The following is a 21,543-nucleotide window of genomic DNA, read 5'->3' as shown; positions in this document are numbered from 1 at the left end:
ACGGCGGGCTATAATCGAATAAATCCACCTGACCCCACTCACCATGACCGAACAATTCTCCAAAAAAGCCGAAGCCTGGTCGGCACGCTTCTCCGAACCCGTCTCGGACCTCGTCAAACGCTATACCGCCTCCGTCTTCTTCGACAAGCGACTGGCCATGTTCGACATCCAGGGCTCGCTCGCGCACGCCGAGATGCTGGCCGCGCAAGGCATCATCAGCGACGCCGACCGTGCCGAGATCGAGCGCGGCATGGCGCAGATCAAGGCCGAGATCGAGGCCGGCAGCTTCGAATGGCTGCTCGACCTCGAAGACGTGCACCTGAACATCGAAAAGCGCCTGACCGAACTGGTGGGCGACGCCGGTAAACGCCTGCACACGGGCCGCTCGCGCAATGACCAGGTCGCCACCGACATCCGCCTGTACGTGCGTGCGGCGATCGACGACGTGGTGGCGCTGCTGAACAGCCTGCGCGGCGCGCTGACGGATCTCGCCGAACGCCACTTCGACACCATCATGCCGGGCTTTACCCACCTGCAGGTGGCGCAGCCGATCACCTTCGGCCACCACATGCTGGCCTATGTCGAGATGTTCGGGCGCGACGCCGAGCGCATGCTCGATGCGCGCCGTCGCGTGAACCGCCTGCCGCTGGGCGCGGCCGCCCTGGCCGGCACCACCTTCCCGATCGACCGCCTGCGCGTGGCGCAGAACCTCGGCTTCGAGGACGTCTGCCACAACTCGCTCGACGCCGTCTCCGACCGCGATTTCGCGATCGAGTTCACCGCCGCGGCGTCGCTGGTCATGATGCACGTCTCGCGCATGTCGGAAGAGCTGGTCATGTGGATGAGCCCGCGCGTCGGCTTCATCGACATCGCCGACCGCTTCTGCACCGGCTCGTCGATCATGCCGCAAAAGAAAAACCCGGACGTGCCGGAACTGGCGCGCGGCAAGACCGGCCGCGTGTATGGCCACCTCGCTTCGCTGCTGACCCTGATGAAAGGCCAGCCGCTGGCCTACAACAAGGACAACCAGGAAGACAAGGAACCGCTGTTCGATACCGTCGACACCGTGCTCGACACGCTGCGCATTTTTACGGACATGGCCGGCGGCATCACCGTCAAAGCCGACAACATGCGCGCCGCCGCGCTGCAGGGCTACGCCACCGCGACCGACCTGGCCGACTACCTGGTGAAAAAAGGCTTGCCGTTCCGCGACGCGCACGAAGCCGTGGCGCATGCGGTGCGCGCCTGCGACAGTGCCGGTGTCGACCTGTCGGAAATGTCGCTGGAAACCTTGCGCGGCTTCTCGCCGCTGATCGAGGACGACGTGTTTGCGGTGCTGACGCTGGAAGGCTCCGTTGCCGCGCGCGATCACGTGGGTGGTACGGCGCCAAACCAGGTGCGTAAGGCGATCGAACGGGTGCGGGGGCAGTTGAAATAATATTTCATTATGCTGGCAGAGATGAAATAATATTTCATCTCTTTCTGCTGTACGGTGATGTATGTAGGGTGGGTGCCCCGTGCCCGCGCATGAACGTCGCATCATTTTAGCTTCGTTCAGGAAGGACACGGACAACACCTTGCTCGCTCCACGCGTGGGCTCGGGGCGCCCACCCTACGAAAATCCTCTGCCGCAATCTTCAGTTGCCGCCCAGCCCGTTCAATGTCAGCATGCATGCCTGACAACAACGTCGCTCGCGCATGGACACCCAGCTCCTGCTGATCTGCTTCCTCACCTTCGTCATCCACCTGATCGGCACGCTCGCCTATTCGGTCCGCATCGCCGGCGTGCGCACGCGCCGCATCGCGGTATCGTTCGCGCTGTTCAGCATCCTGGTGCTGGTGTCGCGCACCTCGAATTCCTTCCTCGGCCCTTTCCTCGCCAAGCGGGTCGAATCGAACCTGGCCGGCACGATGGCGACGAATTTGCTGTCGGACTTCCGCTGGCTGCTTATCTCGGCCTCGCTGGCGACGATCGCCGGCGCCGTCCTGATCCCGACCTTCCAGCGTGTGTTCTGCCGCGCCGTCGACCACTTCCAGGTGCACCGCTCGGTGCCGAAACTGATCCTGCACGGCTTCTTCAAGGGCGGGCTGTCGTACGTAAAACATTCGGCGACGCTGCCGGCTGCGGCCAACGTCAGCGGCTTGCGCGGCAAGAACAGCGTGTCGCTGTCGATCACCCTGCTCAACGTCGGCGCAGTGGCGCTGTGGACGGTTGGCGTATTCGCCTCGCTGTACGCCGGCGCGCTCGATCCCGCCGTACGCGTGACCTCTTCGACCCTGTCGGCCATCATCAACGGCGGCGCGACGATCATGATGGCCGTCTTCATCGACCCGCACATGTCGGGCATGACCGACGACGTGGTCGAGGGCCGCGTCAGCGAAGCCGAGTTCCGCCATGCGATCGTCTGGCTGGTCGGCAGCCGGCTGGCAGGGACCATGCTGGCGCAGGCGCTGCTGGTGCCGTCGGCAATGCTGATCGTGTTCGTGGCGCGGGCGGTGTGATGCGCACTGTTGGAAGCAGCACAGAACACGCGCCCGCTTCCCAATAAAATCGCCCCACGACATCAGCATGGGGAACGCGATGCAACGCTACAAAAACCTGAGCGGCGAATCAGGCGTGGTCGCCTATGAGATCGGCGACCGCTCGATCACGGTCCGTTTTAATAGCGGCGAGCGCTACCTGTACACCGACGGGAGCGCCGGTGCCGAGAATATCGCCGAGATGCAGCGGCTGGCGACGCTGGGCAGCGGCCTGTCGACGTTTATCAGCCAGGTAGTCAAGGACCGTTACGAACGCAAGCTGGATTGAAGCGCACCATGATCACGACAACGACTACTTCCCTGCCCGAGCGCAGCTTCGCCGCCTTCCTGTTCGACATGGACGGCACCATCCTCACCTCGATCCGCTCCGCCGAACGGGTCTGGACCAGCTGGGCCACGCGCCACGGCCTCGACGTCGAGACCTTCCTGCCGACCCTGCACGGCAAGCGCACCCACGACACCATCCGCCAGCTCGGCTTGCCAGGCGTCGATCCGATTGCGGAAGCGGCCTGGATCACGGCGGCCGAGATCGAGGACGTGGCCGATATCGAGGCCATCCAGGGCGCGGCGGATTTTCTCGCCAGCCTGCCGCCGGACCGCTGGGGCATCGTCACCTCGGCGCCGCGCGCGCTGGCGGAGGCGCGCCTGGCGGCAGCCGGGCTGCCCTCAAACAACCTGCTGGTGGCGGCCGAAGATGTCGAGCACGGCAAGCCGGCGCCCGATCCGTTCCTGCTGGGTGCGCACAAGCTGGGCGTGACCCCGGCCGATTGCCTGGTGTTCGAGGATACGCGGACCGGGCTGCAGGCAGCGGCGGCGGCCGGGATGGAGAGCATCGTCGTGACGGTGACGCATACGCATCCGCTGGAGACGGATGTGGTGAGCGTGCTCGATTATGCGGATTTGCGGATGAACCGCACTGCAGACGGACTGCTGCAGGTTACCCGCGGCGGCAGTGCACCGTAGGGTGGGCATGCCCACGCGTTCGTGCCGCGGCGTCCCCCTACCGGGGCCGGAGATCGCGAGCGCCTGCGTCTTGTTGCAACCGCAGCCATGACGCCAACGCAGCAACGCGTGGACTCAGGAGTCCACCCTACGATGCACAGCAGCCTGTGGCTACGTTTATTCGTGCCGGTACACGCGCGGTTCGAGGTCGTGTTCTTCCGTCGGCGGCTGCGGCGCCGGCGCTGCCGCACCCGCATCGCGCTGCGGATACGGCGTCCCATCCTTGTGCGTGTAGCTGTTCGTGCTGGCGTCGTACATCAGGTCGATGTCCGGATAGGTGGCGCGGTCTTCGGGGACGTTCGGGCCGACCGCCAGGAACAGGGCGTTGCCCCAGCCGCGGTTGACCAGGTGGTGGCCGTTCGGCCGGCCGGCGGGAAAGGCGGCGTAGTCGCCGGCGCGCATCAGAGTTTCGCCCTCGTCGGTGACCAGGGTCAGTTCGCCCGACACCACCATGACGAACTCGTCTTCATGGGTATGCCAGTGGCGCTGCGAGGAGGCCGCGCCGGGCTTCAGTTCGACCAGGTTGACGCCGAACTGGGTCAGGCCACCGGCCTCGCCCAGCGCTTGCCGGCTGCGGCCGTTGACGATGTCGGCAAAGGGTTCCGGATAACCGGTGCCGGTCAGCACGGGGATACTGCTCAGGTCTAACCGCGACATACTCAATTCCTTCCTGTGTGGGGAGCTGCAAAGATAGGCTGGCTCCCCACTGTGGAGAACTCAGCTTGCGCGTTTCTGTACCAGCGTCAGGATATCGTAACTTGCCACCAGTTCGTCGTTCTGGTTGGTGACCTGCACGTCCCAGGCCACCACGCCCTGGCCGCGGCCCTGTTCATCCGTGCGGTTACGGTCGACCTTGCGCTTGCAGGTCAGGCGCGCGCGGATGGTGTCGCCGATCGCCACCGGCGCCACGAAGCGCAGGTTGTCCAGGCCATAGTTCGCCAGCACCGGACCCGGGGCCGGCGACACGAACAGGCCGGCCGCCGCCGACAACACGAAGTAGCCGTGCGCGATGCGCTTGCCGAATTGCGTGTCTTTCGCCGCGATCTCGTCGAAGTGCATGTAGAAATAATCGCCAGAGACGCCGCCGAAGTTCACGATGTCCGCCTCGCTCACGGTGCGGCGGTGGGTCAGCAGCGAGTGGCCGATTTCGAGCTCCTCGAAGTGGCGGCGGAACGGGTGGATTTCCGTTTCCTTGACCGCGCCGCCGCGCACATATTCTCCCGTCACGGCCGCCAGCATCGTCGGCGAGCCCTGCACCGCTGCCCGCTGCAGGAAGTGTTTTACGGCCCGGATCCCGCCCAGCTCTTCGCCGCCGCCGGCGCGGCCCGGACCGCCGTGCTTCAGCTGCGGCAGCGGCGAGCCGTGGCCGGTGTTGTCGACCGAGGCTTCGCGGTCGAGGATCAGCACACGTCCGTGCGAGGCCGCCGCCACCGGCACCGCGTGCGCGGCAATGGCTGGATCCTTGGTTGCCAGCGTGGTCACCAGGCTGCCGCGGCCGAGCGCGGCCAGGTGCAGCGCCTCGTCGATGTCGCGGTAGGTCATCATCGTGCTGACCGGGCCAAAGGCTTCGATGTCGTGTACCGCCGTGTTGATGGCCGCGTTGCGGCACAGGAGCAGGGTCGGTGCGAAAAAGGCGCCCTTTGCTGCATCGTCGCCGACCGGATTGAAACCGTGGTGGGCGCCGAAGATGACCTCGTTGCCGCGCGCGAGCATCTCGACGCGTTCGGACACGTCGCGGTGCTGGTCCATCGACGCCAGCGCGCCCATGCGCACGCCATCGATGGCCGGATTGCCGACCACGATTTTCGACAGCCGCTCGCGCAGTCGCTCGCCCAGTGCATCGACGTGGGTTTCGGGCACGATGATGCGGCGGATCGCCGTGCACTTCTGGCCCGCTTTACCGGTCATTTCGCGCGCGACTTCCTTCACGAACAGGTCGAACTCGGGATCGTCGGGCGTGACGTCCGGCGCCAGGATCGCGCAGTTGAGCGAATCGGCTTCGGCGGTGAACGGCACCGATTCGCGGATCAGGTTCGCATTCGCGCGCAGCTTGGCGGCGGTGTCGGCCGAACCGGTGAAGGTGACGGCGTCGAAGCCGCTCAGGCGGTCGAGCAGGTCGCCGGTCGAACCGATCACCAGTTGCAGCGCACCTTCCGGCAGCAGCGTCGATTCCTGCATCATCTTGACGACCGCGTGCGTCAGGTAGCTGGTCGCAGTCGCCGGTTTGCCGATGCAGGGCATGGCGGCGAGGAAGCTCGGTGCGAATTTCTCGAGCAGGCCCCAGATCGGAAAATTGAAGGCGTTGATGTGGACGGCGACGCCGCCCTTCGGCACCAGGATGTGGGTGCCGGCGAAGCCGCCGCGTTTGCCCAGCGCGATGGCCGGGCCTTCGTGCAGCACGTTCGAGGAGGGCAGCTCGCGCGAGGCCATGCTGGCGTAGGCGAACAGGGTGCCGATGCCGCCTTCGACGTCGACCCAGCTGTCCTGGCGGGTGGCGCCGGTCAGGTGCGAGATTTCGTACAGCTCTTCTTTCCGCTCCATCAGGTAGAGCGCGATGGCTTTCAGGCGCTGGGCGCGGGTCTGGAAGTCGAGCTTCATCAGGCCGGGGACCCCGGTCTTGCGGGCGTAGGTGACGGCTTCGTCGAAGTCGATTTTCTCGGCGTGGGTGTGGTAGACCAGCTGGCCGTCGAGGGCGCTGTGCAGGGGCGTGGCGGCCTCCATGCCGATCCAGCGGCCCGCGATCCAGCTTTGCAGGGTGCTTGCTTGTGCCATGTTTGTCTCCTCAGGATTTTGTTCGCGCAGGTGGTGTGCGGATGCCGCAAACGCGTGGGCGGAGCGGTTCGCCGCCCGGCCCACCCTACGGTTAGATTATTTTTTGGGCGTGTGGCCGCCGGTACCAGTGAAGTCGAAGGATGGGCGGTTCGGTTCGATTTCCGTAAACGCTTCGACTTCGCGCATCGTTTTCAGCGAGCGTTCGGTCAGCTGGTGGTACTGGTGCGTCCCAAAACTCTTCCACTTGACGTCTTCGTCGGTCAGCGCGCGCATGACCTTGGCGGGGGTGCCCATAACCATGCTGCGTGGCGGGATGAGCATGCCGGCTTTCACGAAACTCATGGCGGCGACGATCGATTCTGCGCCGACGACGGCGCCATCCATGACGACGGCGTTCATGCCGACCATGGCGTTGCGGCCGACGCGGCAGCCGTGCAGCACGGCGCCGTGGCCGATGTGGCCGTCGACTTCGATCACGGTCTCGCCGTCTTCAAAGCCGTGCATCACGCAGCAATCCTGCACGTTGGCGCCCTCTTCCAGGACCAGGCGGCCGAAGTCGCCGCGCAGCGAGGCCAGCGGGCCGATGTAGCAGCGCGGGCCGACGATGACGTCGCCGATCAGCACCGCGGTCGGATGCACGTAGCTGGTCGGGTGCACCACCGGGCGCACGCCGTCGATTTCGTAGACCTTGACCATGTCTGGTTTCTCCTTATGTGTTCTTCGGACGGCGGTCGACCACGCGCCGCGCCTTGCCGGTCATCGTGCGTTCGATACCCATCGGCGGCGTCAGCGTTACCTTCGTCGTCACGCCGACATAGGTCTTGATGCAGTGCTGCAGTTCACGGCACAGCGCGTCCACGGTTTCCTGCGACTGGCCGGCTTCGCGCAATTCGCCAAACACCTCCAGCGTGTCGAGGTGGCCGTCGCGCGCCACCACCAGCTGGTACTGCGGCGCCAGCGCCGGCATTTTCAGGACCAGTTCTTCGATCTGGCTCGGGAACACGTTCACGCCGCGGATGATCAGCATGTCGTCCGAGCGGCCGGTGATTTTGCCCATGCGCCGCATCGAACGCGAGGTCGGCGGCAGCAAACGGGTCAGGTCGCGCGTGCGGTAGCGGATGATCGGCAGCGCCTCTTTACTGAGCGAGGTAAACACCAGCTCGCCCTCTTCGCCGTCGGGCAGCACTTCGCCGGTATCCGGGTCGATGATCTCGGGATAAAAATGGTCTTCCCAGATCACGGGGCCATCCTTGCTCTCGATGCATTCGCTGGCCACGCCCGGACCCATCACTTCGGAGAGGCCATAGATGTCGACCGCGTCGATGCCGGCTTCAGTTTCGATGGTGCGGCGCATCTCGTTGGTCCACGGCTCGGCGCCGAAGATGCCGACTTTCAGCGAGGACGCCGCCGGATCGAGGCCCTGGCGCTTGAACTCTTCGACGATGTTGAGCATGTACGAAGGCGTGACCATGATAATCGACGGTTGAAAATCGCAGATCAGCTGCACCTGCTTTTCGGTCTGCCCGCCCGACATCGGCACCACGGTGCAGCCCAGGCGCTCGGCGCCGTAGTGGGCGCCGAGGCCGCCGGTGAACAGGCCGTAGCCGTAGGCGATATGGACCATGTCGCCCGGACGGCCGCCGGCCGCGCGGATCGAACGCGCCACCATGTCGGCCCAGACGTCGATGTCCCCCTTCGTATAACCGACCACGGTCGGACGCCCGGTGGTGCCGGACGAGGCGTGCACGCGCACCACCTGCTCGCGCGGTACCGCAAACAGGCCGAACGGGTAGTTGTCGCGCAGGGTCTTCTTTTCGGTAAAGGGGAATTTCGCCAGGTCGGCGAGCGACTTCAAATCGGCGGGATGGACGCCGGCGTCGTCGAAGGCCTTGCGGTAGTGCGGGACGTTGTCGTAGGCATGCTGCAGCGACCATTGCAGGCGTGCGAGCTGCAAGGCTTGCAGTTCGTCGCGGCTGGCGCGTTCGATCGGTTCCAGCTCGCCGGGCGAGGGAATACGTTGGACCATCTGGACCTCCTTAGTTCAGCTATAGCTATAGACTTAGTCGACGTTCGCCACCATCCCGCTCACGCGGTGCGACTTGCCGCGGAACAGGGCGATCGTGCGCCCTTCTTCGTTTTTCACCGTGACGTCGTAGACGCCGGTTTTGCCGGCCAGTGCCTGCTCGACCGCTTCGGCAACCAGCAGGTCGCCTTCGCGCCCCGGCGCCAGGTAGTCGATCGTGCAGCCGGCGCCGACGGTGTTGAAATTGTGCGAATTGCAGGCGAAGGCAAAGGCGCTGTCGGCCAGCATGAAGATGAAGCCGCCGTGGCAGGTGGCATGCCCGTTGAGCATGTCGGCGCGCACGCGCATGCTCATGCGCGCGTAGCCGGGACGGATTTCGTCGAGCGTCATGCCCAGCGCCTGGCTGGCCGGGTCGCGTTCGTACATGGTCTTGCCGGCCAGTTCGGCCAGGGCTTGCGGATTGCTCAATTGGGTACTAAGCATGGAAACGTGCTCCGGATGGATTGGCCGCGAGCTTGCGGCGCAATAGCGGCGAGACCCGGTAACGGTCTTCGCCATAGGTGGCGGCGAGGTTCGCAAGCACGGTGACGATGTGGCCAATGCCAACGCTGTCCGCCCAGGCCAGCGGTCCACGCGGATAGTTCACGCCCTTCTGCATGGCGATGTCGACCGCGCCGGCGCTGCATACGCCCTGGTTGACGGCATCGGCCGCTTCGTTGGCGAGCATGGCGACGGTGCGCATGACGATCATGCCGGGCACGTCGTCGATACGCGTGACCGTGAAACCGGCCGCCTGGAACAGGCCGACCGCTGCTTGCCAGGCTTCCTCGCTGCATTGATCGGCGCGCGCCAGCGCGATGCGCGTGGCCCGGGCGACGTCGAACAGCAGGTCATACACCACGGTGTTCGGGTGGTGGTTGGCGGCGGCGCGCTCGGTGGCGCTGCGGCCATCGCTGAGAAAAATCGCGACGCCGTTCGTGTGCAGGGCCGGCGCCTCGTGCTTTTCGGCGCCCGCCAGCGGTTCGCGGTGGGCGACGCTCAAGCCGGCGTCCGTCAACCGTGCTTCCATCGGCGTCAGTACGCTACGCGTGACTTCGCGCGCGACACTGATGCCGACCGTGTGCGGGCGCACCGCTTGCGGCTCGGTTGGCACGGCCGGCGTGACGACATCGTCGCCGTAGCGATAGAAACCGCGGCCCGATTTACGGCCGAGGAAACCGGCATTCACCAGTTCCTGCTGCAACACCGATGGGGTAAAGCGCGGGTCGCCGAAATAGGCCGCGTGCACCGATTGCGTGACCGAGAAATTCACGTCGTGGCCGATCAGGTCCATCAGCTCGAAGGGACCCATGCGGAAACCGCCGCAGTCGCGCATGACCGCGTCCAGCGTCGGCGCATCGGCCGCGCCTTCCTGCAGCAGGCGCAGCGCCTCGGCGTAGTAGGGACGGGCCACGCGGTTGACGATGAAGCCGGGCGTCGACTTCGCATGCACCGGGTCCTTGCCCCAGGCGTGGGCGGTGGCGTAGACGGTGTCGGCAACCTGCTTGTCGGTCGCCAGGCCGCTCACCACTTCGACCAGCGCCATCAGCGGCACCGGATTAAAGAAATGCATGCCGACCAGGCGTTCGGGATGGCGCAGTTGGGCGCCGATCGCCGTGACCGAAATCGAGGAAGTATTCGTCGCCAGGATGCAGCGCGCGTCGACGATGCCTTCCAGTTCGGCGAACAGGGCGCGCTTGGCGTCGAGGTGTTCGACGATGGCTTCCACCACCAGCGCCGCCTCCTTGACTTCGGCGAGCGAGCCGACCGCCTGCAGGCGCTCGCGCGCGAGATCCGCTTCCGCCGCGCCCATGCGGCCCTTGTCGACCAGCTTGGTAAAAACCTTGCCGATCGCGTCGATCGCCTTGCTTGCCGCATCGGGCCGCGTATCGAACAGGCGCACCTCGTGGCCGCTGGCGGCCGCCACCTGGGCGATGCCTGCTCCCATGGCGCCGCTGCCGATCACGGCGACGATGCTGCCCCTTGCCAGACCCTCCATGCCTATTCTCCCTTGAACTGCGCCGGGCGCTTGGCGATAAAGGCGGCGACGCCCTCGCGGTAATCGTGGCTGTAGCCGAGTTCGCGCATCATCTCGCCTTCCAGCTTCAGCTGGTCGGGCAGCGTGTTGGCGTAGCTGGCCTGCAGTGCTTTCTTCGTAAACGCGAGTCCTTTGGTCGGCGCGCTGGCGAAGTGCGTGGCCATGGCCAGCGCTTCTTCCATCAGCGCTTCATCCGGCACGCTGCGCCAGATCAGGCCCCACTCTTCCGCCCTTTCGGCCGAGAGTTTTTCGCCCAGCATGGCGAGACCGGTGGCGCGCGCCATGCCGATCAGGCGCGGCAGATGCCAGGTGCCGCCGGTGTCCGGGATCAGGCCGAGCTTGCAGAAGGCTTCGATGAAACTGGCGGACTTTGCGGCCAGCACGATGTCGCAGGCTAGGGCCAGGTTGGCGCCGGCGCCGGCGGCCACGCCGTTGACGGCGCAGATGACCGGCATCGGCAGCGAACGCAGGGTTATGACCAGCGGCGCATAGAATTTTTCGACCGATTCGCCCAGGTCGACGCCTGGCGCGCCCGGTGCGACGGCGCGATCGCCCAAGTCCTGGCCGGCGCAAAAGCCGCGGCCGGCGCCGGTCAGCACCAGCACGCGTACCGATTTGTCGGCCTGCAGTTTGTCGAGGGCGTCGCGTACCTCCCCGTGCATGGCCTGGGTAAAGCTGTTCAGGCGGTCGGGGCGGTTCAAGGTCAGGACGGCGACGCCGTCGTTGATGGTGAACAGGATCGATTCGTAGCTCATGGGGTGTCTCCTCCCGTATTGTTTATTCGTGCTGGTCGAAATCGACGATCACGTTGTCGGTGATCGGGAAAGCCTGGCAGCTCAGGACAAAGCCGCGCGCGACTTCGTAGTCTTCCAGTGCGTAGTTCACGTCCATCTCCACATTGCCCTCGACGACCTTGCAGCGGCAGGTCGAGCAGACGCCGCCCTTGCACGAGTAGCGCATGTCGATGCCGGCGCGCAGGCCGGCGTCGAGGATCGATTCCTTGTCCTTGTCCATCGTAAAACTGGCGGCGCTGCCGTCCATGATCACGGTGACTTCGGTCTGGTGACGGGCGCCTTCGACCACCGGGCGCGGCTTGTGCTCGTGCTTGGGGATGCTGGCGGCGAACAGCTCGATGCGGATCTTTTCCTTGGCCATGCCGGCGTCCTGCAAGGACTTCGACACGCCATGCATCATGTCTTCCGGGCCGCAGATAAAGGCGACGTCGATATCCTGGGCGTCGATCCAGCTTTTGAGGAAGGCGCTGCACTTCTCGCCGGTGATGCGGCCGTTGAAGAGTTCGATGTCCTGCTGCTCGCGGCTCATCACGTAGACCAGTTTCAGGCGGCCCATGTAGACGTCCTTCAGGTCGGTCAGCTCGTCGCGGAAGATGACCGACGAGGAAGCGCGGTTGCCGTAGACGAGGGTGAAGCGGCTCTTCGGCTCGGCCAGCAAGGTGGTCTTGATGATCGACAGGATCGGCGTGATGCCGCTGCCGGCGGCGAATGCCAGGTAGTGACGTTCGCTGTTCGGATCGAGCGGCACGTTGAAGTGGCCCATCGGCGGCATCACGTCGAGCGTGGCGCCTGGCTGCAGGCTGTCGTTGGCCCAGTTCGAGAACAGGCCGCCGGGCGTCTTCTTGATCGCCACGCGCAGCTGCTCGTCCTGCACGGCCGAGCAGATGGAGTACGAGCGGCGCACGTCTTCGCCGTCGATCATGGCGCGCAGGGTCAGGTGCTGGCCCTGCTGGTAGGCGAAGGTTTGTTTCAGTTCGGGCGGCACGGCGAAGGTGACGGCGACCGCGTCGCGCGTTTCGTGCTTCACCTTGGCCACGGTGAGTGGATAGAATTTGCTCATGTCTGTTCTTCTAGTGGCACTTGAAGTAATCGAAGGGTTCGCGGCAATCGAGGCATTTGTAGAGCGCCTTGCACGGAGTCGAGCCGAACTGGCTGGTCAATTGCGTGTGCTTGCTACCGCAGTTCGGGCAAGTCACTTCGGGTTCGACAAAAGCGCCGCGTTTGACACCGCCGCGCAAGCCGCTGATGTCGATCGCCTGCTGCACCGGCGGCGCAATGCCATAGCCCTTCAAGGCCGCCTTGCCGGTCTCGCTCATCCAGTCGGTGGTCCAGGCGGGAGACAGGCGGCTGACCAGTTTTACCTTGTCGAGTCCGTGCGCATGCAGGGCCTCGGTGACGGCTTCGCTGATGACCTGCATCGCCGGGCAGCCGGAATAGGTCGGCGTGATCGTCACCACGACTTCGTCGCCCTCATAAGCGACGTCGCGCACGATGCCGAGGTCGACCACCGAGATCACCGGGATCTCGGGGTCCGGCACCTCGCCCAGCCAGGACCAGACCTGTTCGAGCGTGGCGGCCTGGGACATCATTACCACTCCGCCCCGGGATAGGCACGCTGCAGGAACTGCATCTCGGCCAGGATGAAGCCGAGGTGCTCGCTGTGGCGGCCGGCCTTGCCGCCGCGCTGCATCCAGGCGTCGGGCGATGGCATGCTCAAGGTAGCTTCCGCCAAGATCTCGCTCACGTGCTCGAGGAAGGCGGCGCGCAAGCCGTCGGCCGGCGGGGCGATGCCCTGCTCGACCATCGCGTTGTCGACCGCGTCGTAGATAAACACTTCGCCGCTGTACATCCAGAGGTCGTCCAGCGCCGCCTGCATCTTCGCGTGGCTGATGTCGCTGCCGTCGCCCAGGCGCACCACCAGATCGCCGCTGCGGCGCAGGTGGTAAGTCACTTCCTTGAACGACTTTTCGGCAATCTCGGCGATGCGCGGGTCGCTTGACTTCAGCAGGCCCTGCATCAGGAAGTAGTGCCAGGTATCGAACAGGAACTGGCGCACCATCGTTTCGGCATAGCTGCCGTTGGGCTGCTCGACCAGCAGGACGTTGCGGTAGTCATGGGCGTCGCGGTGGAAGGCAAGCTTGTCTTCGTCGCGGCCCTGCCCCTCCAGTTCGCCGGCGTAGGTCAGCCACATGCGCGTCTGGCCCAGCAGGTCGAGGGCGACGTTGGTCAGCGCCATGTCTTCTTCCAGCGCCGGGCCTTTGCCGCACAGTTGGCTGAGCTGCTGCGAGAGGATCAGGGCGTTATCGCCCTGGCGAAGTAAGTATTCAATTTTCGCGTCCATGGCTGCCGCGCTCACAGGTTCTTGACTTCTTCCGGCATCGGGAAGAAGGTCGGGTGGCGGTACACCTTGCTGTTGGCCGGCTCGAACAGGGCTTCCTTGTCGGACGGGCTGGAGGCGACGATGTCCATCGCGCGCACGACCCAGATCGAGACGCCTTCGTTGCGGCGCGTGTAGACGTCACGCGCATTGTTGATCGCCATTTCGGCGTCAGGGGCGTGCAGGCTGCCGACGTGCTTGTGGGCGAGGCCGTGCTGGCTGCGGATGAATACTTCCCACAGGGGCCATTCTTTGCTCATGGTTTTTGTCTCCGGTGTTTCGATGTTTATTCACGGCCGCGGAGTTCCGGGGCGTGCGTAACGCGTGGGCTCGAGAGCCCACCCTACGTTACGCAACGGTCCCGGGAATCAGATTTAGGCGGCAGCCTTCTTTGCGGCTTGCTTGTCGGCGTGGGCGACCAGGGCGTCGCGGAACCATTCGCCGTCGTCCCAGGCTTTGACGCGCGTGCGCAGGCGTTCGCGGTTGCAGGGGCCGTTGCCCTTGAGGACGTTGTTGAATTCGCTCCAGTCGATCTCGCCGAATTCGTAGTGGCCGGTGGCCTCGTTGAATTTCAAATCCGGGTCGGGAATCGTCAGGCCGAGGTATTCGGCTTGCGGCACGGTCTGGTCGACCATGCGCTGGCGCAGTTCGTCGTTCGAGAACAGCTTGATGCGCCATTTGCTCGACTGCGCGCTGTTCACCGATTCGGCGTCCGACGGGCCGAACATCATGAGCGACGGCCACCACCAGCGATTGAGCGCATCCTGCGCCATCGCCTTCTGTTCCGGCGTGCCTTTGGCCAGGCTCATCATGACGTCGTAGCCCTGGCGCGCATGGAAGGACTCCTCCTTGCAGACGCGGATCATGGCGCGCGCATACGGACCGTACGAGCAGCGGCACAGCGGGATCTGGTTGATGATCGCCGAGCCGTCGACCAGCCAGCCGATCGCGCCCATGTCGGCCCAGCTCAGGGTCGGATAATTGAAGATGCTCGAATATTTCGCTTTACCGGAGTGCAGCGCGGCCAGGAGTTCGTCGCGCGACACGCCCAGGGTTTCGGCGGCGCTGTACAGGTACAGGCCGTGCCCGGCTTCGTCCTGGATTTTCGCCAGCAGCACCGATTTGCGTTTCAATGTCGGTGCGCGCGTCACCCAGTTGCCCTCGGGCAGCTGGCCAACGATTTCGGAGTGCGCGTGCTGGGAGATCTGCCGTACCAGCGTCTTGCGGTACGCATCCGGCATCCAGTCCTTCGCTTCGATTTTCACACCGGCGTCGATGCGGGCCTGGAAGGCCTGCTCTTCCGCACTCATGTCTTCTGCCGTCTGGACCTTTTTCAGGCCCGTTTCTACCAGTTGCGCGTACATGGTCAGTCTCCCATTGCAAACATCGTCCAACAATAATACGATACAGAAAACGAGATGTACACCGAAATTTTGAATCATGTTGGGTAAAAAAAGCAGACGGGATTACATGAAACAACTAACCTGCACCGAATGGATAACCGATGCGCTCGCTCGTGAATCGCTGCGCTCGAAATCCCTGGTGATGACGGTGATGGGGGACGCCATCGCGCCCCACGGCGGCGCGGCCTGGCTGGGCAGCCTGATCGAATTGCTGGCCCCGCTCGGCGTAACCGACCGCCTGGTGCGCACCAGCGTATTCCGGCTCGTGCAGGAAGGCTGGCTGACTGCCAGCCGCGAGGGCCGGCGCAGCCGCTATGCCTTCGATCCGCAATCGCTGCCGCGCTTCCAGCGCGCCAACCGCCGCATCTATGCGCCTCCCGGGCTGCACTGGGACGGACGCTGGACCCTGGTGCTCGCCCCGAACGGCAGCATCGACGCCGACCTGCGCACCGCCGTGCGCAAGGAACTTGAGTGGGAAGGTTTTGCCATGCTGGGCCCGGGCGTGCTGGCGCATCCCGGCGCCGATCCCGAAGGCTTGCTCGATGCGCTCGGACGCACCGGCGCGCGCGACAAGGTATTCGTGGTCAGTGCGGCCGAGCTGCCCGACGTCGGCTCGCGCCCCTTGCAGGAACTTGTGGGCGAAGGCTGGGATTTGACGGCGGTGGCGCGCAGTTACGTCGATTTCATCGCGCAGTTCACGCCGCTGCTGGCTTTGCTGCGCGAGGCGCCGCCGGTGGCGCCGGCGGATGCGTTCGCGATTCGTTCGCTGCTGATCCACGCCTACCGGCGGCTGCAGCTGCACGATCCGATGCTGCCGATCGAACTGCTGCCCGATCCGTGGCCGGGGTCGGATGCGTATGCGGTGGCGCGCGAGGTGTACCGGATGGTGGCGGTGCCGGCCGAGGTGCATATCGATGCCGTGTTGCGGCGCGAGGATGCGGAGGCGCCTTCCGCCGATGAAGCGTTTTATGGGCGGTTTGGCGGATTGCGCGGCTGAGCGGACGTGGCCCCCGGTGGAGTCGGGACTCCACCCTACGAACTGCGATAACCGTAGGGTGGAGTCCCGACTCCACGCGTCACACCCCATGAGCGGATGCGCCCTCAAACCCGCCCCGAAACCGAGTATCATCTCGGCTTTACGCCTCTTCTACGGGACACACCATGTCTATCAAGATCAGCAGCCAGTTCGACGCTGGCGCCATCGAGATCGTGAACGCCACCAGCGCCAACGCCATCGACCTGAACATCCGCAAGGATTCGCACGCCGACATCATCCAGTGGTTCTACTTCCGCCTGCAGGGCGCGGCGGGCGAGCCGTGCACCATCCGCTTCCTGAACGCCGGCCAGGCCGCCTATCCGGCCGGCTGGGAAGACTACCAGGCGATGGCCAGCTACGACCGCATCAACTGGTTCCGCGTGCCGACCACCTTCGACGGCCAGGTGATGACGATCAACCACACGCCGGGCATGGACAGCGTGTATTACGCCTATTTCGAGCCGTATTCGTGGGAGCGCCACCTGGAACTGCTCGACCGCGCGCAGATGAGCGAGAACGTGCGCATGCTCGACCTGGGTTCGACCGTCGATGGCCGCGACCTGAACATGCTGGTCATCGGCGAGCCGGGCGAAGGCAAGAAGAAGGTCTGGGTCATCGCACGCCAGCACCCGGGTGAGACGATGGCGGAATGGTTCGTCGAAGGCATGCTCGATGCATTGCTCGATCCGGCGCACCCGTTCGGACGCCAGCTGTTGAAGGAAACCGTGTTCTACGTAGTCCCGAACATGAACCCGGACGGCTCGGTGCGCGGCAACCTGCGTACCAACGCGGCCGGCGCCAACCTCAATCGCGAGTGGCTCAACCCATCGATGGAACGCAGCCCGGAAGTCTTCCTGGTCAAGCAGAAGATGCATGAAACCGGCGTCGACCTGTGCCTGGACGTGCACGGCGACGAAGGCCTGCCCTATGTGTTCGTGGCCGGCAGCGAATCGCTGCCGACCTTCACGCCCGAGCAGGCGGAAGCGCAAAAACGCTTCAGCGACAACTTCATGATCGCCAGCCCCGACTTCCAGGACGTCCACGGCTACGGCGAGTCGCCGTATACCGAAGAGACGCTGACCATGGGTTCGCCCCACATCACGCACGCCTTCGGCTGCCTGTCGCTGACGCTCGAACTGCCGTTCAAGGACAACGCCAACGACCCCGACCCGCAGGTGGGCTGGGACGGTGCGCGCAGCGCCCGCCTCGGCGCCGCAGTGCTGCAGCCGGTGCTGCAATCGATCCGCGCCCTGAAGTAAGCGACGTATAACATGCACCAACGCCCCGCCAGCCGGGGCGTTTTACCTTTGAAAGCAGAATCATGAGCATCTTCTCCGCCTCCGTCTTCGACGCCACCGTGGTCTACAACGGCCAGGAACTGTTTAAAGGCCGCGGCGCGGCCGAGGGTTGGGCCGCCAAGGTGGCCAAGGAAATCGAAGCGCCGGTCACGGTCGAGAAGTTCGGCACCGGCTGGGTCCTGCGTGCCCAGGTCGATGGCGCCGACGTCACCTGGGGCATCTACGGCCAGCGCCTGAGCCGCATCGAGGCGGCCTGAATGTGCCCGGCCGTACGATAAAACGGCGCAAACTGGCACTATAATTACGTCATCAGCACTGCCGCGCACGACGGCAACGCACCCCAACCCGGCCGGCCCCTGCAACGGCGCCCCGGCCACTCATAGGCCGTATTCATGACTTCCCCAGCATCCCTTCGCACCGCAGAGTCCATTCCACCACCCCGGATGTCGACCGGCATCGCCGGCCTCGACGACATCCTCGGAGGCGGCCTGACACCACGGCGCATCTACCTGGTGGAAGGCTCGCCCGGCGCGGGTAAAACCACGCTCGGCCTGCAGTTCCTGCTCGACGGCCTGGCGAAGGGCGAACATGGCCTGTACATCACCCTGTCCGAGACGACCGACGAACTGAAAGCCGTCGCCGCCAGCCACGGCTGGTCGCTCGATGCGCTGTCGCTGTACGAACTGGCCAGCGACATGTCGCTCGACATCGACGCCCAACAATCGATCTTCCACCCGTCCGAAATCGAACTCGGCGAGACCACCCGCAACGTGATGGACGAAGTCGACCGCGTGCAACCGCTGCGCGTGGTGTTCGACAGCCTGTCGGAGATGCGCCTGCTGGCCCAGAACCCGCTGCGCTACCGGCGCCAGATCCTGGCGCTGAAGCAGTTCTTTACCACGCATGCCTGCACCGTGCTGCTCCTCGACGACAAGACCAGCTCGACCGACCAGCACCTGCACAGCATCGCCCACGGCGTCATCAGCCTGGAACAGATCGCCAAGGAATTCGGCAAGGAACGGCGCCGTGTCAACATCATCAAGATGCGCGGCATCCGCTTCCGCGGCGGCTACCACGACTACACGCTCGACACCGGCGGCATCACGATGTATCCGCGCCTGGTCGCGGCCGAACATGTGCTCGACTTCACGCCGACCCTGCACTCGACCGGGTCGAGCGGCTTCGACAAGCTGCTCGGCGGCGGCCTGGTGAGCGGTACCAACACCCTGATCGTCGGTCCGTCCGGGATCGGCAAGACGACCATGGTGGCGCGCTGCCTGCTGTCCGCACTCGAACGCGGGGAGACGGCCTCGTTCTACCTGTTCGATGAAGGCCTGGGCACCTTCTTCGCCCGCAGCCAGGCGCTCGGCATGGACTTGCGCCCCTTCGTCGACAGTGGCCGGCTGCGCCTGCACCACATCGACCCGGCCGAGCTCTCGCCGGGTGAATTCGCGCAAATGCTGCGCGACGCGGTCGAGCAGCATGGCGTTTCCTTCATCGGCATCGACAGCCTGAACGCCTACTTGCAGGCGATGCCGGGCGAGCAGTACCTGACGCTGCAGATGCACGAACTGCTCTCCTACCTGAACCAGCAAGGCGTGACCACGCTGCTGGTGCTCGGGCAGCACGGCCTGATCGGCGACGTGCACAGCGACGTCGACCTGAGCTACCTGGCCGACACCACGGTGCTGCTGCGCTTCTTCGAATCGAGCGGGCGCCTGCGCCGCGCCATCACCGTCATCAAGAGCCGCACCGCCAACCACGCGCTGACCATCCACGAACTGCAGCTCGGCCAGGAAGGCGTGCGTGTTGGCGAGCCGCTCGAAGGCTTCGACGGCGTGCTCACCGGCCTGCCGAGCTATCGCGGCTCGACCCCGATGATGGTACCGGGTCCGCATGCAGCCGGCTGACGCCTTCGAGGAGCGCATCCTGATCTTTGCGCCGCACGGGCGCGATGCGCAGGTCATGTGCGCGATGTTGACGCGCGACGGTTTCGGCTGCGCCACGGTCGACAGCGTCGGCAACTTCACCGCCAGCATTGCCGCAGGCGCCGGTGCGGCGATCGTTGCCGAGGAAGCGCTGCAAGGCGCCGACACCGCGCCCCTGCGCGCCTGGCTCGAAGCCCAGCCGCACTGGTCGGACTTTCCCTTCGTCGTGCTGCTCAACCGCAGTGTCGGCGTGCCGGCCGACGGCGCCCGTACGCGCCTGGGAGAGCTCGGCAACGTGATCCTGCTCGAGCGCCCGCTGAACGCGCAAACGCTGCGCAGCGCCGCGACCTCGGTGTTGCGCGCGCGCCGGCGCCAGTACCAGGCGCGCGACGTGCTGCTCGACCGCGAGCGCACCGCCGCCAGCCTGCGCCACAGCCAGCAGGCGCTGGTGCACCTGAACGAAACGCTGGAAGCGCGCATCGACGAGCGCACGCGCGCGCTGGCGCAGGCCAACGATCGCCTGATGAACGAAGTCATCGAGCGCGAACGGGTGCAGGCGGCGATGGTGCAGCTGCAAAAGATGGAAGCGATCGGCCGCCTCACCGGCGGCATCGCCCACGATTTCAACAACCTCCTGAACGTGGTCCAGGGCAGCATGGACCTGATCCTCCTGATGTCGAAGGACGAGGCCGCGAAAAAGCGCGCCGAGGTGGCGAGACGGGCCTGCCAGCGCGGCGGCAAGCTCACCAGCCAGCTGCTCGCCTTTTCGCGCAACCAGAGCCTCGACCTGCGCCCGCTCGACGTCGGTACGCTGTTCGAGGGCGTGCGCGAACTGGTCACGACCTCGCTCGGCGCCAGCATCCGCCTGTCGTTCGAGATCGCGGACCCATCGACCAGCATCATGGCCGACATGAACCAGATGGAGATGGCGCTGCTGAACCTGGCGATCAACGCGCGCGACGCCATGGATGGCGGCGGCCAGCTGCGCTTTCATGCGGGCGCCGCCACGCCGCCGAGCGGTTTGCTGCCGCCTGGCGACTACGTCCGCATCGCGGTGACCGACAGCGGCGCCGGCATGCCGCCGGAAGTGGCGGCGCGCGTGTTCGAACCCTTCTTCACCACCAAGGGCGTCGGCAAGGGAACGGGACTTGGCCTGTCCCAGGTCTACGGCATGGCGCAGCAGTCGGGCGGCGCGGCGCGCATCCTGAGCGAACAGGGCGTCGGCACCACGGTCGAGATCTGGCTGCGCGCGGCGGGCAGCGGCGCCGACACGCTGCCGGCGGCAGCGGCGGCGGTTGCCGCCTCCCCACGTCCGGGCGTGCGCATCCTGGTGGTCGAAGACGACGACTTCGTGCGCGAATCGATGGTCGAATCACTGGAGGCCCTCGGCCACACGGTGGCGCAGGCGCCCCACGCCGAAGCGGCCCTGCTGGAACTGCGGCGCGCCCGGCCCGGCCTGATCATCACCGACTACCTGATGCCGGGCATGACCGGCGCCGAACTGGTGCTGCGCGCACGTGCGGAACTGCCCGGCGTGCCGATGATCATCGCCACCGGCTATGCCGACATGAAGGCGATCGAACAGGTGATCGGGGACGACATGCTGCTGCGTAAACCATTCCAGTTGAACGAGCTGGCGGCGATCGTGGAGCGCGCCTTGCAGAAGGTGGAAGGCGAAACGGCGGCCAATTAGGATGTGCCGTACAGCGCTTCGGTAGCGGCGACCGATTCGCGCACCAGCTGTTCGAGCACGGCCATATCGATCTCGTCGAGCCTGCGCACGTACAGGCAAGCCTTGCCGATCTTGTGGCGGCCGAGTTGCGCCAGCAGGTCGGCGCGCGCTTCCAGGTCGCAGCTGAGGTAGATGCTGATGTCGCCCTTGCGCGGCGCGAAGCCGGCCAGCGGGGCGTCGCCTTCGCGGCCGCTGGCGTAGCGGTAGTGGTAGCTGCCGCAGCCGACGATGCTGGCGCCCCACATGACGGGCGGCGCGCCGGTGATCCGCTCCATCAGGGCGGCCAGCGCCTGGCAGTCGGCGCGCCGCACCGGGTCGTCGATGGCCGCGAGATAGCCATGCGCATCGGCCGGAGTCGGCAGCGTCTTGTTGGCCATGCTTACAGCTGCACGCCCAGGTTCTTTTCGATCCACGCGTGCGCATCTTCGACGGTATCGAAGTGCACGGTGGCGATCACCGTCTTGTCGTGCGCCAGGCAGCTGACGTACACGCGCTTTTCGTCGGCCGAACTGAGCAGGTCGGACTGGGGCGACAGTTCGACCGATGCCACCAGGTCGAGG

General features: G+C 65.4%; 23 protein-coding genes. 9 read left to right on the top strand and 14 right to left on the bottom strand.

What is annotated here, in order from left to right:
- Nucleotides 1-43 precede the first annotated feature (43 nt).
- The 4 genes from argH (at nt 44) to IFT60_RS14010 (ending at nt 3,504) form a co-directional block, all read left to right on the top strand.
- Nucleotides 44-1,438, top strand: a complete 1,395-nt coding sequence (gene argH, locus IFT60_RS14025) for an argininosuccinate lyase (protein ID WP_192052601.1) — start codon at nt 44-46, stop codon at nt 1,436-1,438.
- A 260-nt stretch (nt 1,439-1,698) separates the two neighbouring features.
- Nucleotides 1,699-2,502, top strand: coding sequence for a lipid II flippase Amj family protein (locus IFT60_RS14020; RefSeq protein WP_192052600.1), 804 nt, complete (start codon nt 1,699-1,701; stop codon nt 2,500-2,502).
- 79 nt (nt 2,503-2,581) lie between these two features.
- Entirely contained in the window at nt 2,582-2,809 is a 228-nt protein-coding gene (locus tag IFT60_RS14015; RefSeq protein WP_192052599.1) for a hypothetical protein, read from the top strand.
- Between the two features lie 8 nt (nt 2,810-2,817).
- Nucleotides 2,818-3,504, top strand: a complete 687-nt coding sequence (locus IFT60_RS14010) for an HAD-IA family hydrolase (protein WP_192052598.1) — start codon at nt 2,818-2,820, stop codon at nt 3,502-3,504.
- Nucleotides 3,505-3,660: 156 nt separating this feature from the next.
- On the opposite strand, the gene IFT60_RS14005 is transcribed toward IFT60_RS14010, so the two are convergent.
- From IFT60_RS14005 to paaA, 12 genes are all read right to left on the bottom strand, one after another.
- Nucleotides 3,661-4,200, bottom strand: a complete 540-nt coding sequence (locus IFT60_RS14005) for a cupin domain-containing protein (RefSeq protein WP_192052597.1) — start codon at nt 4,198-4,200, stop codon at nt 3,661-3,663.
- Nucleotides 4,201-4,260: 60 nt separating this feature from the next.
- Nucleotides 4,261-6,315, bottom strand: coding sequence for a phenylacetic acid degradation bifunctional protein PaaZ (paaZ, locus tag IFT60_RS14000; RefSeq protein WP_192052596.1), 2,055 nt, complete (start codon nt 6,313-6,315; stop codon nt 4,261-4,263).
- A gap of 96 nt (nt 6,316-6,411) precedes the next feature.
- Nucleotides 6,412-7,011, bottom strand: coding sequence for a phenylacetic acid degradation protein PaaY (locus IFT60_RS13995; protein WP_192052595.1), 600 nt, complete (start codon nt 7,009-7,011; stop codon nt 6,412-6,414).
- 13 nt (nt 7,012-7,024) lie between these two features.
- Complete coding sequence (gene paaK, locus IFT60_RS13990; protein ID WP_192052594.1) at nt 7,025-8,341, bottom strand: phenylacetate--CoA ligase PaaK; 1,317 nt, start codon at nt 8,339-8,341, stop codon at nt 7,025-7,027.
- Between the two features lie 33 nt (nt 8,342-8,374).
- On the bottom strand, nt 8,375-8,821 hold the full coding sequence (gene paaI, locus IFT60_RS13985; RefSeq protein ID WP_192052593.1) for a hydroxyphenylacetyl-CoA thioesterase PaaI: 447 nt from the start codon (nt 8,819-8,821) through the stop codon (nt 8,375-8,377).
- Complete coding sequence (gene paaH, locus IFT60_RS13980) at nt 8,814-10,376, bottom strand: 3-hydroxyacyl-CoA dehydrogenase PaaH (RefSeq protein WP_192052592.1); 1,563 nt, start codon at nt 10,374-10,376, stop codon at nt 8,814-8,816. Before paaH ends, paaI begins: the two co-directional genes overlap by 8 nt.
- A gap of 2 nt (nt 10,377-10,378) precedes the next feature.
- Nucleotides 10,379-11,170 (bottom strand): 2-(1,2-epoxy-1,2-dihydrophenyl)acetyl-CoA isomerase PaaG, encoded by a 792-nt coding sequence (gene paaG / locus IFT60_RS13975; protein ID WP_192052591.1) that lies wholly within the window; start codon nt 11,168-11,170, stop codon nt 10,379-10,381.
- Nucleotides 11,171-11,192: 22 nt separating this feature from the next.
- Complete coding sequence (paaE, locus tag IFT60_RS13970) at nt 11,193-12,269, bottom strand: 1,2-phenylacetyl-CoA epoxidase subunit PaaE (protein ID WP_192052590.1); 1,077 nt, start codon at nt 12,267-12,269, stop codon at nt 11,193-11,195.
- 10 nt (nt 12,270-12,279) lie between these two features.
- The gene (paaD, locus tag IFT60_RS13965) at nt 12,280-12,798 is read right to left on the bottom strand and encodes a 1,2-phenylacetyl-CoA epoxidase subunit PaaD (RefSeq protein WP_192052589.1); all 519 of its coding nucleotides are present in this window, start codon (nt 12,796-12,798) and stop codon (nt 12,280-12,282) included.
- Nucleotides 12,798-13,550: a 1,2-phenylacetyl-CoA epoxidase subunit PaaC gene (paaC, locus tag IFT60_RS13960; protein WP_192052588.1), complete on the bottom strand. Its 753-nt coding sequence runs from the start codon at nt 13,548-13,550 to the stop codon at nt 12,798-12,800. The genes paaD and paaC overlap by 1 nt, the downstream gene beginning before the upstream one ends.
- Nucleotides 13,551-13,561: 11 nt before the next feature.
- Nucleotides 13,562-13,846 (bottom strand): 1,2-phenylacetyl-CoA epoxidase subunit PaaB, encoded by a 285-nt coding sequence (gene paaB, locus IFT60_RS13955; protein ID WP_192052587.1) that lies wholly within the window; start codon nt 13,844-13,846, stop codon nt 13,562-13,564.
- Between the two features lie 114 nt (nt 13,847-13,960).
- Nucleotides 13,961-14,950, bottom strand: coding sequence for a 1,2-phenylacetyl-CoA epoxidase subunit PaaA (gene paaA, locus IFT60_RS13950; RefSeq protein ID WP_192052586.1), 990 nt, complete (start codon nt 14,948-14,950; stop codon nt 13,961-13,963).
- 106 nt (nt 14,951-15,056) lie between these two features.
- Here paaA and paaX point away from each other — a divergent pair, with 106 nt between their 5' ends.
- The 5 genes from paaX to IFT60_RS13925 all read left to right on the top strand — a co-directional run bounded on the left by paaX (nt 15,057) and on the right by IFT60_RS13925 (nt 20,944).
- Nucleotides 15,057-15,986, top strand: coding sequence for a phenylacetic acid degradation operon negative regulatory protein PaaX (gene paaX / locus IFT60_RS13945; protein WP_192052585.1), 930 nt, complete (start codon nt 15,057-15,059; stop codon nt 15,984-15,986).
- A 164-nt stretch (nt 15,987-16,150) separates the two neighbouring features.
- Nucleotides 16,151-17,284 carry a M14 family metallopeptidase gene (locus IFT60_RS13940; RefSeq protein WP_192052584.1) on the top strand — a complete coding sequence of 378 codons (1,134 nt, stop codon included), beginning with the start codon at nt 16,151-16,153 and terminating at the stop codon, nt 17,282-17,284.
- Between the two features lie 62 nt (nt 17,285-17,346).
- Nucleotides 17,347-17,580 carry a hypothetical protein gene (locus IFT60_RS13935; protein ID WP_192052583.1) on the top strand — a complete coding sequence of 78 codons (234 nt, stop codon included), beginning with the start codon at nt 17,347-17,349 and terminating at the stop codon, nt 17,578-17,580.
- Nucleotides 17,581-17,766: 186 nt separating this feature from the next.
- Nucleotides 17,767-19,233, top strand: coding sequence for an ATPase domain-containing protein (locus tag IFT60_RS13930; RefSeq protein WP_229510869.1), 1,467 nt, complete (start codon nt 17,767-17,769; stop codon nt 19,231-19,233).
- Nucleotides 19,220-20,944: a response regulator gene (locus IFT60_RS13925; protein WP_192052581.1), complete on the top strand. Its 1,725-nt coding sequence runs from the start codon at nt 19,220-19,222 to the stop codon at nt 20,942-20,944. The genes IFT60_RS13930 and IFT60_RS13925 overlap by 14 nt, the downstream gene beginning before the upstream one ends.
- Here IFT60_RS13925 and IFT60_RS13920 read toward each other — a convergent pair.
- Together IFT60_RS13920 and IFT60_RS13915 are read right to left on the bottom strand one after the other, a co-directional pair.
- On the bottom strand, nt 20,941-21,360 hold the full coding sequence (locus IFT60_RS13920; RefSeq protein ID WP_192052580.1) for a DUF1801 domain-containing protein: 420 nt from the start codon (nt 21,358-21,360) through the stop codon (nt 20,941-20,943). The two genes, IFT60_RS13925 and IFT60_RS13920, sit on opposite strands and share 4 nt — an antisense overlap.
- Nucleotides 21,361-21,362: 2 nt before the next feature.
- Nucleotides 21,363-21,543, bottom strand: a 181-nt coding sequence (locus tag IFT60_RS13915; protein ID WP_192052579.1) for a hypothetical protein, incomplete at its 5' end; no start/stop codon positions are given.

This window comes from Massilia sp. CFBP 13721 (assembly GCF_014842025.1).
In the GTDB taxonomy this organism is placed as follows: domain Bacteria; phylum Pseudomonadota; class Gammaproteobacteria; order Burkholderiales; family Burkholderiaceae_D; genus Telluria.
The sequence above is the reverse complement of the archived record's forward strand: the minus strand, read 5'-3'. Positions and strand labels throughout refer to the sequence as shown.